The sequence below is a fragment of the Thalassotalea sp. 1_MG-2023 genome (assembly GCF_030546745.1).
GTDB lineage: Bacteria > Pseudomonadota > Gammaproteobacteria > Enterobacterales > Alteromonadaceae > Thalassotalea_C.
Window position 1 is genome coordinate 40,108 of record NZ_JAUOPD010000007.1, and the last position, 15,307, is coordinate 55,414.

A 15,307-nucleotide genomic window follows, 5' to 3' on the forward strand; every position below is an offset into this window, starting at 1 on the left:
TCAAAAAGGGGTTAACGTATTTGTTAACCCCTTTTTGTTGAAGACAAAATAGCTTTTTATTTCATCATGTTATCACGGTATGTTTTAAATTCAGTGCCTTCACGCCAATTTGGCCATTCAGAAGACTCTGCCAATAAATAACCTGTTTCAAAGAACAATTGCAGTTCAGCGATTAAACCTTGCCAACCCCATGCTTCATTATATTCATCACAGGCTTGATGGTAACATTTTGCTACCTCGGCTTTAACACGGTTACCTATTTGCTTTTCTGCATCGTTATACCATACTGAACCACCACCTGCGCTTAGTGCTGGTACACCTTTTTTCGCTAAACTAAAGTGATCTGAACGATAATAATAGCCTCTTTCTGGCGTAAGCTCTGCAGTTAACGTTCTACCTTGCCTTTTAGCCGCTTCAGATAAATAGTTTTCAAGTTCAGATTTTCCATAGCCTACTACAGTAACGTCCTTCTTCTTGCCTGTAACATCTAAACTATCCATATTTATCAAGCCAACTATTTGCTTTAACGGTATGGTTGGATGGTTAGCAAAATAACGTGATCCCAAACGGCCTTGCTCTTCAGCTGTAACCGCGGCAAAGGTAATAGAACGCTTAGGTGCTTTACCTAAGGCTTGATAGGCTTTAGCAATGTGCATCAAACCTGCAGTGCCTGTTGCATTATCGTGCGCACCGTTAAAAATCACCTGCTTGCCATTGTCATCAGTATAACTACCTAAATGATCCCAATGGCCCATATAAAGTATATGCTCATCTGGGTGTTCACTCCCTTTAAGAGTAGCGATAACATTATTTGATGTCGAAGATTTAATCTCATTTGTTAAACGAATACTGGCGGTTAAATTAAGTGGCGTAGCTTTGAAGTTTTTAGCCAACGCGTATTTTTTCATTTCAGTAAAGTCTTTCCCTGCTTTGGCAAATAACGCTTTTGCCTTTTCAATACTGATCCACATTTCTACATCGATAGCTGGCTCGTTAACCTCTTTTGCAGGTAAATGATATTGTGCTCCAGTCCAACTACTTTCGATGACATTCCAACCATAACTTGCTGGCTCAGTCTCATGCACAATAATGGCACCTGCGGCACCTTGACGAGCAGCTTCTTCATATTTATAGATCCAACGACCATAATATGTCATGGTATTGCCTTCAAATAATTCTGAATCTTGCGTGGCAAAACCAGGATCATTCACTAAAACAACGACGGTTTTCCCTTTCACATCAACATTTTTATAATCATTCCATTGATACTCTGGCGCGTTAATACCATAACCAACAAAAACGAGTTCAGAATTTTTAAGTTGTATGCTTTTTTGTGTTTTACGTGAAGTTGCGACAAAGTTTTTAGGGAAATCAAACCGTAAATCAGCAATGTTTAGTGATGTTTCAGGCTTACTGGTAATACTAACCATAGGTACTGCTTGAGTATATTTATCACCATTACCTGGTGATAAACCTAGTGCCTTAAACCGTTTAATAAGCATATCGGTGGTAAGCTTTTCACCCACGCCAGAAGGTTCACGACCCTCAAATGCGTCTGAAGATAAGGTTTTAATATCTGCTTTTATCTCTTTTTCATCAAAAGATTGATATGCTTGATTAAAATTATCATTTGCATGACTTACAGTACAATAACTGAGAATGCATGCGGCAATCATAGTGTTTATTTTTATGCTCACTCTTATTATCCTAATCGTTGAGTTTGAATGCTCAGCTTAGCCACAAACAAGATAGAACACCAGAGCATTAAATGAATTAATCTACGTTATTGTGTAAAATAAAAAGTCAATACGCTTAATATATTCTTAAGGTAAAATCATGCTACAAGTTACTGTTTTTAGCGCAAAAAAATATGATATTGAATACCTTAACAAATTCAATGCTAGTGATAGGCTGGTCTTTAAATATATTGAATCTAGATTATCTGCAGAAACTGTTACATTAGCGAAAGGAGCATTCGCTGTTTGTGTTTTCGTCAATGACATTATCGACAACGAAGTACTTAATCAACTCAATTCCTTCGGAGTCAACATTATTGCCTTACGCTGTGCAGGTTATAACAATATTGAATTAACTACAGCGAAAAAATTAGGGTTTACTCTCTGTAGGGTACCTGTATATTCTCCTGAAGCAGTTGCTGAACATACCGTCGGCCTTATGTTAACGTTAAGTCGTAAATATCATAAAGCCTACAATCGAGTTCGCGAAGGGAACTTTTCATTAGATGGATTAGTAGGTTTTAACCTTCATCATAAAACTGTAGGAATTATCGGTACAGGAAACATAGGTTTAGCCACTATAAAAATATTACGAGGCTTCGGATGCCGTATTATTTGCACTGATCCCTACCCTAACGATAACGTAATAAAGGAAGGAGGGACTTACGTAACTTTGACCGAATTATTAACAACAGCAGATATTATTAGTTTACATTGTCCGCTGAATAAGGAAACAAAACACCTAATAAATACCCAGACTATCGATCTTATGAAAAATGGCGTAATGCTAATAAATACGAGTCGTGGAGCTTTAATTGAGAGCCAAGCATTAATCGGAGCATTAAAAGCAGAAAAAATTAGTTTACTTGGTCTTGATGTCTACGAATTAGAAAGCGAGATATTTTTTGAAGATTTATCAGAAACAATTATTAACGATGACGTTTTTGAGCGTTTACTAACATTTCCGAACGTATTAATCACTGGGCATCAAGGATTTTTTACCCAAGAGGCGCTTGAAACTATCGCGAAAACAACCATTAATAATTTATTAAGTTTGTCTAAAGGAGAACTTTCTGGAAATGAACTTTAAAATTCATCTTCAAAGCTAAAATGTTAAGCGACATTGAAGGCCAAAAATATTCACAAAGATAGTTTGTTTAGCCAACATTTTAATAAAAGCAATCAGTTTAGATAAGTGTTTTAAAAACCAGCAAGAAGCTGGTCTTTATAACACCACCTTGCGTTAAATCACTTTACGTGCGCTAGTGCCTGTTTTGCAAGTTCAGTAATTTTACCCCAATCTTTACCTGCAATAATTTCATCTGATACTAACCAAGATCCACCACAACACATCACATTTTGTAACGCTAAGTAGTTTTTGATATTGTTCAGATTGATGCCACCTGTTGGGCAAAAACGAATATCTGGAAATGGTCCACCGATAGATTGGATCGCTTTCACACCGCCCGACGCTTCTGCGGGGAAGAATTTAAAGTGATCATAACCGTAATCAATACCGTCCATAAGCTCAGAAATAGAAGAAATACCTGGAATTAAAGCACAATCACCTTCATTACCCGCCTGTAATAAATCTTTTGTTAAACCTGGGCTAATCGCAAACTTTGCACCAGCATCAGCAGAGCGCTGTAGTAACTCACGGTTAGTCACGGTACCTGCTCCAACAACAGCTTCCGGTAGTTCTTTTGCAATAGTTTTTATCACATCTAATGCTGCTGGCGTACGAAGTGTCACTTCTAACACTTTTACATCTGCCGCTAATAAAGCTTCAGCGATGGGTAATGCATCTTCAACATTCTTGATCACTAATACTGGTACAACTGGCCCAAGGGCAAACAGATCTTTTGGCTGAATTTGCCAATTTTTAGCTAACGTCATAATTCCTCTTTATTATGTTGTCGAAGATAAGCTGAAGCGCCTAAAATTCCCGGTTGTGATTCAGTGATCACGAAGGTTGGTATAGTGTGATTAAACGAGCTTAAGCGCCCTTTACTCTCAAACCGGCTTCTAAACTCACTTTGTTTAAAAAATTCAATAAAACGCGGAACAATTCCACCAGCAATATAAACCCCACCAAAACTCGACATGGTTAAGGCTAAATTACCAGCAAAACTTCCTAAGATTTTGCAAAACTGTTGCAACGTTTGATGACAAATACGACAGTCACCAGAAAGTCCTAGTTCAGATATTTGGTTAGCTGTACGAGTGGGTAATTCTGCTTGGTAGATATCATTCAATGCTTGATAAATTTGTTCAATACCCAAGCCTGAAAGCAATTGCTCATAAGACACATGAGGATATTTTTTATCAAGAAATTCGAATATTTTCACTTCAATTGCATCAATTGGAGCAAAATCAACATGCCCACCTTCACCACTAATGGCATACCAATTATTATTAACGGGTACTACATTAGAAACACCCAACCCTGTGCCAGGACCACAAATAGAGATAGGTTTATTTGCAATAACTGAACCTTCACCAATTTGTACTTTTTGATCATCATTCAAATACGGTACCGCATATGCGATAGCCGTATAGTCATTAATTAACAGAAGTTTATTTAACTTAAGCTCTTGTTTTATTTCACTTACCGAGAATTTCCAAGGTAAGTTAGTCATCTGAATGATGTCGTTATCAACAGGACAAGCAATAGCAAAACATGCATTTATCGTATTATTCGAGATATGGTTTTCTTCAATATAATGGCGAACAACTGCTTGCAAACTATTGAATTCTCGACACTGGTAAACCGTTAATTCATTAACTTCTCCATTCGCCCTAGCAATACCAAGACGAATATTTGTTCCACCAATATCAGCAACTAAATTAATGGTCGCTTGATTCATAACGTCGAACCTTCATCGAATAATGAACACGCACCCGTATCTGCAGTGCTTAAATTGCGACGCATAAAACCGAACAATTCACGTCCCATACCTTGATGATGACCATTTACTTGGAAAGTAGCATTGTCGCGTGCAGCAAGTTCAGCTTCGTCTACTAATAGAACTAATTCACCTTTTTCACCGTCAACAAGCAACATGTCACCATTTTGAATTTTCGCGATAGTGCCACCGTCTAAAGCTTCAGGACATAAGTGAATAGCAGCTGGCACTTTACCTGATGCGCCTGACATACGACCATCAGTAACTAACGCAACTTTGAAACCTTTATCTTGGAGTACACCTAAAGGTGGCGTTAATTTATGCAATTCAGGCATGCCACGCGCTTTAGGACCTTGAAACCTAACAACAGCAACAAAATCTTTTTCAAGTTCACCCGCTTTAAACGCTGCATCTAGTTCGTGCTGATCTTCAAATACAACTGCTGGGGCTTTGATCACAAAACTACCTTCACGTAATGATGACGTTTTTAATACCGAGGTACCTAAATTACCTTTAAGTACTTTTAAACCACCATCAGGCTTAAACGGTGATTTAGTAGTAGCAATAACTTCTGGGTCACCTGAAACATCTGTACTGTCAACCCATTGCAATTTACCATCAACAATTTCAGGTTGCTTAGTGTAACGCTCTAAACCAGGCCCACAAATAGTTTCAACATCTGGGTGTAGTAAACCAGCCCCTAAAAGTTCTTTGAACAGTAACGCCATACCGCCAGATTGTTGGAAGTGATTAACGTCTGCATGACCATTTGGATAAATACGGGTAATTAACGGTACAGCATTTGATAAGTCATTAAAATCTTGGAAATTAATGATAATACCGGCAGCTCGAGCAAAAGCAATAATGTGCATCGTTAAGTTTGTTGAACCACCTGTTGCTAATAACGCAACAATGGCATTAACGATTGATTTTTCATTAATCATTTTGCCAACAGGCATATAATTACCTGACTGTTGAGTTAAGCGTGTTACTTGGCGAGCGGCAGCTTTTGTTAATTCTTCACGTAATTGCGTATTTGGTGGTATAAAAGAAGCCCCTGGTAAATGTAACCCCATAACTTCTACAACAAGTTGATTAGAGTTTGCTGTACCAAAGAATGTACAAGTACCTGCGGTATGATATGACGCAGATTCAGCTTCAAGTAACTCGTCTTCACCAATTTCACCTTTGGCAAATTGCTGACGTACACGCGCTTTTTCTTTATTTGGAATACCAGAAGGCATTGGCCCTGCTGGTACAAATACTGTTGGTAAATGACCAAACGTCATTGAAGCAATTAATAACCCTGGTACGATTTTATCGCAAATACCCAGCATTAATGCACCATCAAACATATTATGCGATAACGCAACTGCGCTAGACATTGCAATAACGTCACGGCTCATTAAGCTAAGATCCATGCCTGGCTGACCTTGTGTAACGCCATCGCACATAGCAGGTACACCACCAGCAAATTGTGCAACACCACCGGTTTCAGCAACGGCTTCTTTAATTACCTCAGGGTATGTTTCATAAGGTTGATGAGCAGAAAGCATATCATTATATGCTGATACAATAGCAATATCTGAGTGGTTAATACCCCGTAATACATCTTTCTCTTGCTTACTACATGCAGCAAAACCATGTGCTAAATTACCACAAGATAAATTAGCACGATGAACCGTGGTAGATTTCTCATGTTCTATTTTCTTCAAATAAGCTGCACGCGTCTCTTTACTGCGCTCAATAATACGATCAGTGATCGCTAAAACTTGTTTATTCATAAGTTACTCCGCCCAATACACTTGAGTGTTAATTTCTGGGTCGTGCAAAAATGCCCGAATTGGCATTTCACGTCTATCTTGATCAGATAGTGCTTTTTCCAACACCGATTTCTTATTTAAACCACTAATATGCAAAATAGTATTTTTGCTTGGTTTTAAATACGCAAAACTGAACGAAATTCGTTCATGTGGTGCTGTGGTAGGCTTTACTTTCAATAGTGGTGCTGTTGTCGACGATAAACATTCATCAATTTGCTCGCTACATGGAAACAAAGATGCCGTATGTCCATCTTCTCCCATACCTAATATCAATACATCAAGCGGAAGCAATGCACTTTTCGCCGCTAAATTAAGATCAGCGAGTGTCTCTTGTGTTAAGTGTTCACCTTGTTTTAAGTGAAAAAACTTAGCGTTTACCGCATTGTTTTGCAGCAAGTTTTCATGCACTAACCGCGTATTACTTGATTCATTATCAATGCTTACCCATCGCTCATCCGCGAGAGTCACGGTGATATCTGTCCAAGGCAACTCTTTTTTAGATAACGCTTGAAAAAAACCTTTCGGTGTTGAACCACCAGATACTGCAATACTTGCACGACCATTGAGTGCTACAGCATCTGCTAAAATATTCGCTACTTTGTTTGCAAGTGCGATGTCTAATTCTTCTCTTGTATTAAATTCGTTTAATTGATGCATTATTCTACCCATTGACGATCGTCACGAGCGATCAAAGAAATTGAAGAAACAGGGCCCCAAGAACCAGCTGCATATGGTTTAGGCGCTTCATTGCTTGATTGCCATGCTTCTATAATGCCGTCTGCCCATGTCCATGCCGCTTCGACTTCATCACGACGTACAAACAACGATTGATTACCGTTAATCACTTCAAGCATCAAACGTTCATAAGCATCAACTACGCGTTGATCTTGATAAATTTTAGAGAAACTCAAATCAAGTTTGTTTTCATGGATATTAAGTTGTGAGGCAATACCAGGAATTTTATTCATCATCTGCAATTCAACACCTTCGTCGGGTTGAAGACGTATCGTTAACTTGTTTGCAGGTAAGTCAGCATGGCTTTCTTTAAAAATGTTATGTGGCTGAGGTTTAAAGTGCACAACAATTTCACTGTGTTTTGCTGGCATTCTTTTACCCGTACGAAGATAAAACGGGACACCTGACCAACGCCAGTTATCAATTTCAGCTTTTATCGCAACAAAGGTTTCTGTATTGCTGTTTTCGTTTGCACCATCTTCGTTTAAATAGCCTGGCACTGGACCACCATTTAAGAAACCATCTGAATATTGGCCGCGTACCGTTTTATCTTTAACATTTTGACGAGTGATCGGCACAAGCGCTTTAATGACTTTAAGTTTTTCATCACGAATACTATCAGCACTTAAGTCAGCTGGCGGTTCCATCGCTAATAATGACAAAATTTGTAATAAATGGTTTTGTACCATGTCACGCATTTGCCCAGCTTCATCATAAAAGCCCCAGCGCCCTTCTATACCGACGCTTTCAGCAACGGTAATTTGTACGTGGTCAATACAATTACGATCCCAATTGGTCGTAAATAAAGAGTTCGCAAAGCGAAGCACCAATAAATTTAGTACTGTTTCTTTACCAAGGTAATGATCGATACGATAAATTTGATTTTCATTAAAATAGCGAGACACTTGGTCATTAATTACCTTTGATGATTCAAGGCAATGTCCAATAGGTTTTTCCATGACAACTCGATCAGCTTCTGTTACTAAACCTGCTTTCTTGAGTCCGTCAGTAATATCGCCATAAATCGCTGGCGGTGTTGAAAAGTAGTAAATACGTGTTTCATGACCACCAGATAAGGTATCAGCAAGTGTGTTGTAACTTTCCGTTTGTTTAAAGTCTAATTGTTGATAAACCAAGCGAGCTTTGAATCTTGCTAACGTAGTTTCATCTAATCCCTCTTTGACAAAAGTGGTTAAATTTTCCAACACAAAGTCGTTAAACTCTGATAATGAAATATCTTGTCGAGCAACACCGACAATTCGACTTTTATCATTTAACAAGCCAACATGATCTAATTGGTATAGCGCAGGTAATAATTTGCGACGAGATAGGTCGCCAAGCGCACCGAAAAGTACAATTTCACTAGCCGACTGTTGTTCAGTATTTTTCATAGGGATAATTCTCTAATTTTATCTTGTCATTGTAACTAAACTACATTTGCTCATAATTTAGCGTTTGTTGAACGCTCAGTAAAGAACTTTTTGTAATTTTACTACAAATTTAAAAATGTTCGAAATATTTAGGCACTGCAATCAGTAAAGTCTGTTTTATAGTATTAAACATTTGCAAAAAATTACCATTTTGTTTTATATTGTTATGCAAAATGAAATAAATTTTCATATTTACTGTTTTCAACACAGAAAATTAATTACAGCCAATAAAAAGATCTCGGGTACTATGTTAAAAGATCTAGGGTACTAATGCATGAATATATTAGAAAAAATTGCCAATGAATTAGACACATTCAGTAAATCAGAACGTAAAGTTGCTGAAGTGATATTGTCTTCTCCTAGCACCGTAATACACGCAAGTATCGCAGCGTTGGCTAAACAAGCCAACATTAGTGAGCCTACAGTGAATCGCTTTTGTCGTCGTTTAGATACTAAAGGTTACCCTGACTTCAAATTACATTTAGCACAAAGCTTGGCAAATGGTACGCCATATGTAAACCGACATGTTGATGAAAATGACAGCGCCGATGAATACACGGCAAAAATCTTTGAATCAACCATGGCCAGTTTAGAACTTGCTCGTAAAAGTTTAAACACTGGTACATTAAATCGCGCAGTTGATTTATTAACACAAGCGAACAAAATTTCATTTTTCGGCTTAGGCGCATCCGCGGTTGTTGCTCACGATGCCTTAAATAAGTTTTTTCGCTTTAATGTTCCTGTTGCCTACTTCGACGACATATTAATGCAACGAATGAGTGCTATAAACAGTCAGCAAGGTGATGTGGTTGTTTTGATTTCGCATACAGGCAGAACAAAGTCTCTCGTAGAGGTTGCAAGCTTAGCGAAAGAAAACGATGCAACGGTTATCGGCATTACTACAGAAGGTACTCCGTTAGCGAAAGAATGTAGCATTGTGTTATCAGTAGATGTTGCTGAAGACACTGATTTATATATGCCTATGTCTTCACGTATAGCACAGTTAGCGTTAATCGATATTCTTGCTACTGGCTTTACATTACGTCGTGGTACTAAATTTAGAGATAACTTAAAGAAAGTAAAAGATAGTTTAAGAAGCTCAAGATTTGAGCGCAGAGACTAACAACAGTTAATCATTAATATATAAGGGTCGAAAGACCCTTTACTGTTTATATTTATATGCAATTTAATAAGGATTAAAATGCCTAGAAGAACGAAAATTGTTGCGACCTTAGGTCCTGCAACTGAAGATAGAGAAACGTTGAAGAAAGTGCTCGCTGCAGGTGTCAACGTTGTTCGTTTAAACTTTTCTCATGGTACTGCTGATGATCATATTCAGCGGGCTAATACGGTACGAGAATTAGCAAAAGAGTTAGGCATTTATGTCGGTATTTTAGGTGATTTACAAGGGCCTAAAATTCGTGTTTCCACTTTTAAAAATGGTCCTATCGAGCTGAGTGTTGGCGATAAATTCGAACTTGATGCAACGTTACCTAAGGGTGAAGGCTGTCAAGAAAAAGTAGGTATAGATTATAAAAATTTACCGAAAGATGTTACCCAAGGCGATATTTTATTGCTAGATGATGGCCGTGTTCAGCTAAAAGTTTTAAGCGTAAACGAACATTCGGTATTTACAGAAGTTACCGTGGGTGGTCCATTATCAAATAATAAAGGTATAAATCGCCAAGGTGGTGGTTTAACAGCACCAGCGCTTACTGACAAAGATAAAGCCGATATTAAAACAGCTGCTAAGATTGATGTTGATTTCTTAGCGGTTTCTTTCCCGCGTGACGCATCAGATATGCGAGAAGCCCGTTTATTAGCTCAAGAAGCAAACTGTAATGCGCGTTTAGTGTCAAAAATTGAACGTGCTGAAGCCGTAAACAATGATAAAACTTTAGATGATATTATATTAGCTTCAGATGTTGTTATGGTTGCTCGTGGTGATTTAGGTGTTGAAATTGGTGATGCTGCACTGGTTGGAAAACAAAAACATATTATCGCCCGTTCACGCCAATTAAACCGTGCTGTGATCACCGCAACGCAAATGATGGAAACCATGATCACACAACCAATGCCAACGCGTGCTGAGGTGATGGATGTGTCTAACGCTGTATTAGATGGTACTGATGCAGTAATGCTTTCGGCAGAAACTGCCGCTGGAAAATATCCCGTAGAAACCGTTACCGCAATGTCAAACGTATGTATTGGTGCTGAACAACATCGTTCAGTTAATACCTCAAAGCATCGTTTAGAGCTCATGTTTAATGAAGTATCTGAGACAATTGCCCTATCAGCAATGTATGCAGCTAACCATTTAAATGGTGTTAAAGCGATTATTGCATTGACAGAGTCAGGTCAAACAGCAAAATTAATGTCGAGAATAACCTCTGGCTTACCTATTTATGCCTTGTCACGCCATCAAAAAACGTTAAATAAAAGTGCCATTTATCGCGGGGTTTATCCATTAGAATTTGATTCAACATCAAGCAATAATGATTCGCTTTCAAATGATGTGCTAAAAGCAGTTATAAAACGTTCAGATTTAACCGAAGGTGATAAAGTGATTTTCACTCACGGTGATTTAATGGAAACTGTGGGTGCCACAAATACACTTAAAGTACTAACCGTGACTAAAGCACTATTAAGTTAATACGTTAGTGACTAATAGTCGTAAAAAAAGGTAGCAAATATGCTACCTTTTTTGTCAATTAAAACGGCACAAAACCTGTTTACTGTTATTTCATTTTACTTAATGTAAGAAACATCAATTAAATTTAAATGCCTTAATCTTCTGATAATTCCGTTAAGTCTTCAATTAAATCATCAAGTTTCTTTAATAGCTTCTTACGCTGCTTAGCTGTCAAAGTATTCAGTATATGCATGGTTATCTCACGAGTTATAGCATCGTTTTGGCTAGCAAGTGCAAGAAACTCTTCACTGCGTAATTGTTTTCTACCATTGATCATAAGATCGGTAAAAGCGTCTACGTAACTCTGATCTAATTGTTCAGGTGTTAACAGTGTAAAAAAAGATTGTTGCCAAGATTTTCGATAAGCTAACCAATACTCTCGTTCACTCTTAAGTCCATTAACCAACTCATTAACCTTCTGTTTTTGTGAACTGGTTAGTTTTCCTACCCACTCTTTTAGATCAGCAATTTGTTCCTTCTCTCTCGCTGCTAACCATTCTTTTCTACTTAAATTTTCATGTTCATCGATACGCTTTTGGCGGATCTTCTTAATATTTTCAACAAGCGACTCTCTTTGTTTTTTGCTTAATTGCAGAGAAAGTTGTGCAACTTCAGGAGCAACTTTTTGCATTAACACTTGCCAATGGCCTGATATTTTTTCTTGATGTTCAGCTAAATCTTCTTCGCTAACACCTTCGGATATTTGTGATTTAAATTGTTTTAATTGCACTATATACCGATTTAATTGAGTATCACGATGCCACTGGTGTAATTCGTCAAATTTTCTATCGAAGTTTCTTTGCTGATCTCGAGTTAAATCTACGTAATCATCAAGATACCAACCCACCCACCAATCAAGGTGGTTGTACATGAACGTTGTACTACAACCCGTTAATAAGCCGACAAATAAAATAATAAAAATCTTACCTTTTAATTGCATCTTAGTTTTCTTCCCGTGAATCTTGTATCAAATTAGGTTAACGTATTAAAAAATCAAAGCAAAGTATGAATGTAACCATCTATGTCTGCAATCAATAAACAAAAAAGCAAAACAATACATGTTGGCTTGCTTACCAGTGGTGGTGATGCCCCAGGCATGAATGCAGCAATACGAGCGGTTGTTCTCGCTGCTACCGCTAATAATATTAATGTTACTGGCTTTCATCACGGATATAACGGCTTAATTGACAACGAATGTAGTTTGCTTAGCCCAGATGATGTTCAAGGGATTATACGATTAGGTGGCACTATTTTAAAAAGTGCACGCTGCCAAGCAATGACTGAAAAAAGCGGCATTAATAAAGCGGTTGATACCTTGAAACACCATGAAATTGATGCCTTAATCGTTATCGGCGGTGACGGCTCCTTTTGTGGCCTACAAGCGATACAAAACCAATGGCAAGGACAAACTATAGGAATACCTGGCACCATAGACAATGATATAGACGGTACTGATTACACTATTGGCTTTTCAACAGCTGTAAATACAGCGATTGATGCGATAGATAAAATACGAGATACCGCCAATGCCTTCGATCGTGTTTTCATTGTTGAACTCATGGGGCGTAAAAGCGGACATATTACTTTTAATGTTGGAATATCGTGCGCTGCTGAACAAGTGATATCTTTTGAAAACTTTCAACCATCGGAAAAACAATCAACGCTAAATAAACTCGCTGATAACATTAAACAGTCTATTGTTGTCAATCAAGCTAGTTATTTAATTGTTATGGCTGAAAACTTATGGCCAGGCGGCAGCCAAGCTTTTGCTGACGAACTTTCAGCGGCATCAAAGGTCGATTGCACACTTTGTACGCTTGGTTATATACAACGAGGTGGCTCACCTGTTGCTAAAGACAGGATATTGGCAACAAAAATGGGCGTAGCAGCTATTCAAGCAATTATGCAGCAACAAACGGATGTGATGATCGGGGAACAGAATAACGCCATGGTTTCTATACCATTAGCTCAAACAGCACTCCATCAGAAGCAAGTGAGTCAGTCATTAGTTGATGCACAACAAAATATCTTAGCCATGACGGCCCAAACAGATACATAGAAAATATTCACTTGGAATAAGTTAAGGTCACTTTAGGAAGTAATTGACTGTTTGACCTTTTCTTTATAGCTGCGACTAACCTTTAGTTCTTTACCATTAGTCATCACTAGATAATATTCCCCGTTTAATTGGCTGCAAAACTTATCAACATAATTTTTATTAACAATGGTTGAACGATGACTTCGAATAAATAAACGCGGATCTAAACTCTCTTCAAGCTGCTTCATGGTTTTACGCAAGATATGTGTCTCGCTATTTGTGTGAACACACATATAATCACCGGCAGCGTCGATCCATAATATTTCTTTGACCGGTACACGGCTAACTTCACCACCATCTTTAATGGCAAGTACGTCTGAATAATGCGATACATTAACCGGGTTATTATTCGCCAGATCATTAATAATATCTTGGCTATCGTGGCCAGTTACATCACTAACAAGTTTAACAAGTTTTTCAACGTGAACTGCATGCTCTGAACTTGATACGCTACTTCTTACTTTAGCTAGTGTTTGCGCAAGACGTTCTTCATCTGCTGGTTTCATTAAATAATCTTGAGCATGAACATCAAACGCTTTTAACGCGTATTGATCAAAGGCAGTAACAAACACAACAACCGGTAGTTTCAAGTGTTGCTCTAACAATGCTTGCATCACTTCAAAACCATCCAAACCTGGCATCTGTATATCGAGAAACATAAGATCAGGTTGATAAGCTCTTACCGCTTCAATTGCTTCTCTACCATTACTACATTCCATAACGATATCAATATCATCATGTGATTGTAATCTAACGGCTAGACCCTTTCTAGCCAATGCTTCATCATCAACAATGATGGTAGATAATTTTTTGCCCATTCATTTATCCAACTTCGTACGGCATTCTGATGTTCACTTTAACACCATTTGGTGTATTGTTGGATACAACAAGTGAAAAATCTACATCATAAAGAGCCTGTAAACGCTCTCTTGTGTTGGCAAGCCCTACGCCATTTTCTCGATATAAATTACCCTCTGTGATTTCAGCGCCTGGGCCGTTATCAGATAACTCAAGTAGTAGATCATTACCAAAGCTAGAAACATTAACATTTATAGCACCACCTTGTTCTTGTACTGCGATTGCGTGCTTTATCGAATTTTCTGCTAACGGTTGAAGGATCATACTAGGTACCAAAGCTTTTTGACAATTTGCATCAACGGTAAAATTAACCTGTAGTCGTTCTTCAAACCTTACCTTTTCAATATCAAGATACAACTTTAACGCTTGTAGTTCACTTTCAAGCGTTACTTTTTTCATCGGATCTTTATCAAGTGAATATCGTAAAAATTCGCTCAGTTTGGTGACCATTTTATTAGCGGTGTTATTTTCATTAACTAAAATTAAGGTAGAAATCGCATTCAAGGTATTAAACAAAAAGTGTGGGTTTAGCTGATACCTAAGCATTTTAAGTTGCGCTTCATGTGCAACGGTATTTGCTTTTAACACGTTTTGTTTTTCTTTTTGCAGCATTTGATAATACTTTGTCCCGAAATACAGCAAACTCCAGCTTAAAACGATAAAGAAAGAAAACGTGGTATTTCTAGCGTAATAAATCAAGTTATCAGGACGATAACCGTGCTTATAAATTTCCCAATAGTTAATGTTTTGCACCACTTGCCAAATAAGGCCAGTAATGTATGAGCATGCAAGAACATACAAGGCTATTTTTAATGGGGTGAAGTTCCATATTTTACGATAAACATAACGCAACGGAATGGTAAACAACCAACCAGCATAGGCATTTAATAAAATAATCACCGTAAAAATATCACGTAGATCATGCAATAATGATCCTAGGTAATGAACAAGTGCAAAGCCAAACCAGCCCGCAGTGTGCATTAACCAAAATAAACGGTTTCTATCTTCTATCAACTTCGTCCAATTCAC

At 37.8% G+C, this 15,307-nt stretch carries 13 protein-coding genes; 4 read left to right on the forward strand and 9 right to left on the reverse strand.

Going from position 1 to position 15,307, the window contains the following annotated elements; translation table 11 throughout:
• Positions 1-56: 56 nt before the first annotated feature.
• Positions 57-1,697: a M28 family metallopeptidase gene (locus Q4489_RS07610; protein ID WP_303478639.1), complete on the reverse strand. Its 1,641-nt coding sequence runs from the start codon at positions 1,695-1,697 to the stop codon at positions 57-59.
• A 139-nt stretch (positions 1,698-1,836) separates the two neighbouring features.
• Between Q4489_RS07610 and Q4489_RS07615 the strand changes: the two genes are divergently transcribed.
• Positions 1,837-2,826, forward strand: a complete 990-nt coding sequence (locus tag Q4489_RS07615) for a 2-hydroxyacid dehydrogenase (protein ID WP_303478642.1) — start codon at positions 1,837-1,839, stop codon at positions 2,824-2,826.
• Positions 2,827-2,984: 158 nt separating this feature from the next.
• On the opposite strand, the gene Q4489_RS07620 is transcribed toward Q4489_RS07615, so the two are convergent.
• The 5 genes from Q4489_RS07620 to zwf are packed head-to-tail and all read right to left on the reverse strand — an operon-like array spanning position 2,985 to position 8,591.
• Positions 2,985-3,632: a bifunctional 4-hydroxy-2-oxoglutarate aldolase/2-dehydro-3-deoxy-phosphogluconate aldolase gene (locus Q4489_RS07620; protein ID WP_303478645.1), complete on the reverse strand. Its 648-nt coding sequence runs from the start codon at positions 3,630-3,632 to the stop codon at positions 2,985-2,987.
• Positions 3,629-4,603, reverse strand: coding sequence for a glucokinase (locus Q4489_RS07625; protein WP_303478647.1), 975 nt, complete (start codon positions 4,601-4,603; stop codon positions 3,629-3,631). Before Q4489_RS07625 ends, Q4489_RS07620 begins: the two co-directional genes overlap by 4 nt.
• A complete protein-coding gene (edd, locus tag Q4489_RS07630; RefSeq protein ID WP_303478649.1) occupies positions 4,600-6,426 on the reverse strand; it encodes a phosphogluconate dehydratase in 1,827 nt (608 codons plus the stop codon). Before edd ends, Q4489_RS07625 begins: the two co-directional genes overlap by 4 nt.
• A gap of 3 nt (positions 6,427-6,429) precedes the next feature.
• On the reverse strand, positions 6,430-7,122 hold the full coding sequence (gene pgl, locus Q4489_RS07635; RefSeq protein ID WP_303478651.1) for a 6-phosphogluconolactonase: 693 nt from the start codon (positions 7,120-7,122) through the stop codon (positions 6,430-6,432).
• Positions 7,122-8,591: a glucose-6-phosphate dehydrogenase gene (zwf, locus tag Q4489_RS07640; protein WP_303478654.1), complete on the reverse strand. Its 1,470-nt coding sequence runs from the start codon at positions 8,589-8,591 to the stop codon at positions 7,122-7,124. The genes pgl and zwf overlap by 1 nt, the downstream gene beginning before the upstream one ends.
• A gap of 313 nt (positions 8,592-8,904) precedes the next feature.
• Between zwf and Q4489_RS07645 the strand changes: the two genes are divergently transcribed.
• Positions 8,905-9,753 carry a MurR/RpiR family transcriptional regulator gene (locus tag Q4489_RS07645; RefSeq protein WP_303478655.1) on the forward strand — a complete coding sequence of 283 codons (849 nt, stop codon included), beginning with the start codon at positions 8,905-8,907 and terminating at the stop codon, positions 9,751-9,753.
• A 78-nt stretch (positions 9,754-9,831) separates the two neighbouring features.
• Entirely contained in the window at positions 9,832-11,283 is a 1,452-nt protein-coding gene (pyk, locus tag Q4489_RS07650; protein ID WP_303478657.1) for a pyruvate kinase, read from the forward strand.
• A gap of 133 nt (positions 11,284-11,416) precedes the next feature.
• On the opposite strand, the gene Q4489_RS07655 is transcribed toward pyk, so the two are convergent.
• On the reverse strand, positions 11,417-12,262 hold the full coding sequence (locus Q4489_RS07655) for a DUF6279 family lipoprotein (protein ID WP_303478660.1): 846 nt from the start codon (positions 12,260-12,262) through the stop codon (positions 11,417-11,419).
• A gap of 81 nt (positions 12,263-12,343) precedes the next feature.
• On the opposite strand from Q4489_RS07655, the gene Q4489_RS07660 reads away from it, so the two are divergent.
• A complete protein-coding gene (locus Q4489_RS07660; protein WP_303478662.1) occupies positions 12,344-13,381 on the forward strand; it encodes an ATP-dependent 6-phosphofructokinase in 1,038 nt (345 codons plus the stop codon).
• 32 nt (positions 13,382-13,413) lie between these two features.
• Here Q4489_RS07660 and Q4489_RS07665 read toward each other — a convergent pair whose 3' ends face one another.
• Both Q4489_RS07665 and Q4489_RS07670 read right to left on the reverse strand, forming a co-directional pair.
• The gene (locus tag Q4489_RS07665) at positions 13,414-14,238 is read right to left on the reverse strand and encodes a LytTR family DNA-binding domain-containing protein (RefSeq protein ID WP_303478664.1); all 825 of its coding nucleotides are present in this window, start codon (positions 14,236-14,238) and stop codon (positions 13,414-13,416) included.
• A 4-nt stretch (positions 14,239-14,242) separates the two neighbouring features.
• On the reverse strand, positions 14,243-15,307 hold the full coding sequence (locus Q4489_RS07670) for a sensor histidine kinase (RefSeq protein WP_303478665.1): 1,065 nt from the start codon (positions 15,305-15,307) through the stop codon (positions 14,243-14,245).

Excerpts from the sequence above, each read along its gene's own strand:
- Q4489_RS07615 (WP_303478642.1), top strand. The coding sequence starts at position 1,837 with ATGCTACAAGTTACTGTTTTTAGCGCAAAAAAATATGATATTGAATAC.
- Q4489_RS07620 (WP_303478645.1), bottom strand. The coding sequence starts at position 3,632 with ATGACGTTAGCTAAAAATTGGCAAATTCAGCCAAAAGATCTGTTTGCC.
- Q4489_RS07625 (WP_303478647.1), bottom strand. The coding sequence starts at position 4,603 with ATGAATCAAGCGACCATTAATTTAGTTGCTGATATTGGTGGAACAAAT.
- edd (WP_303478649.1), bottom strand. The coding sequence starts at position 6,426 with ATGAATAAACAAGTTTTAGCGATCACTGATCGTATTATTGAGCGCAGT.
- pgl (WP_303478651.1), bottom strand. The coding sequence starts at position 7,122 with ATGCATCAATTAAACGAATTTAATACAAGAGAAGAATTAGACATCGCA.
- zwf (WP_303478654.1), bottom strand. The coding sequence starts at position 8,591 with ATGAAAAATACTGAACAACAGTCGGCTAGTGAAATTGTACTTTTCGGT.
- Q4489_RS07645 (WP_303478655.1), top strand. The coding sequence starts at position 8,905 with ATGAATATATTAGAAAAAATTGCCAATGAATTAGACACATTCAGTAAA.
- pyk (WP_303478657.1), top strand. The coding sequence starts at position 9,832 with ATGCCTAGAAGAACGAAAATTGTTGCGACCTTAGGTCCTGCAACTGAA.
- Q4489_RS07655 (WP_303478660.1), bottom strand. The coding sequence starts at position 12,262 with ATGCAATTAAAAGGTAAGATTTTTATTATTTTATTTGTCGGCTTATTA.
- Q4489_RS07660 (WP_303478662.1), top strand. The coding sequence starts at position 12,344 with ATGTCTGCAATCAATAAACAAAAAAGCAAAACAATACATGTTGGCTTG.
- Q4489_RS07665 (WP_303478664.1), bottom strand. The coding sequence starts at position 14,238 with ATGGGCAAAAAATTATCTACCATCATTGTTGATGATGAAGCATTGGCT.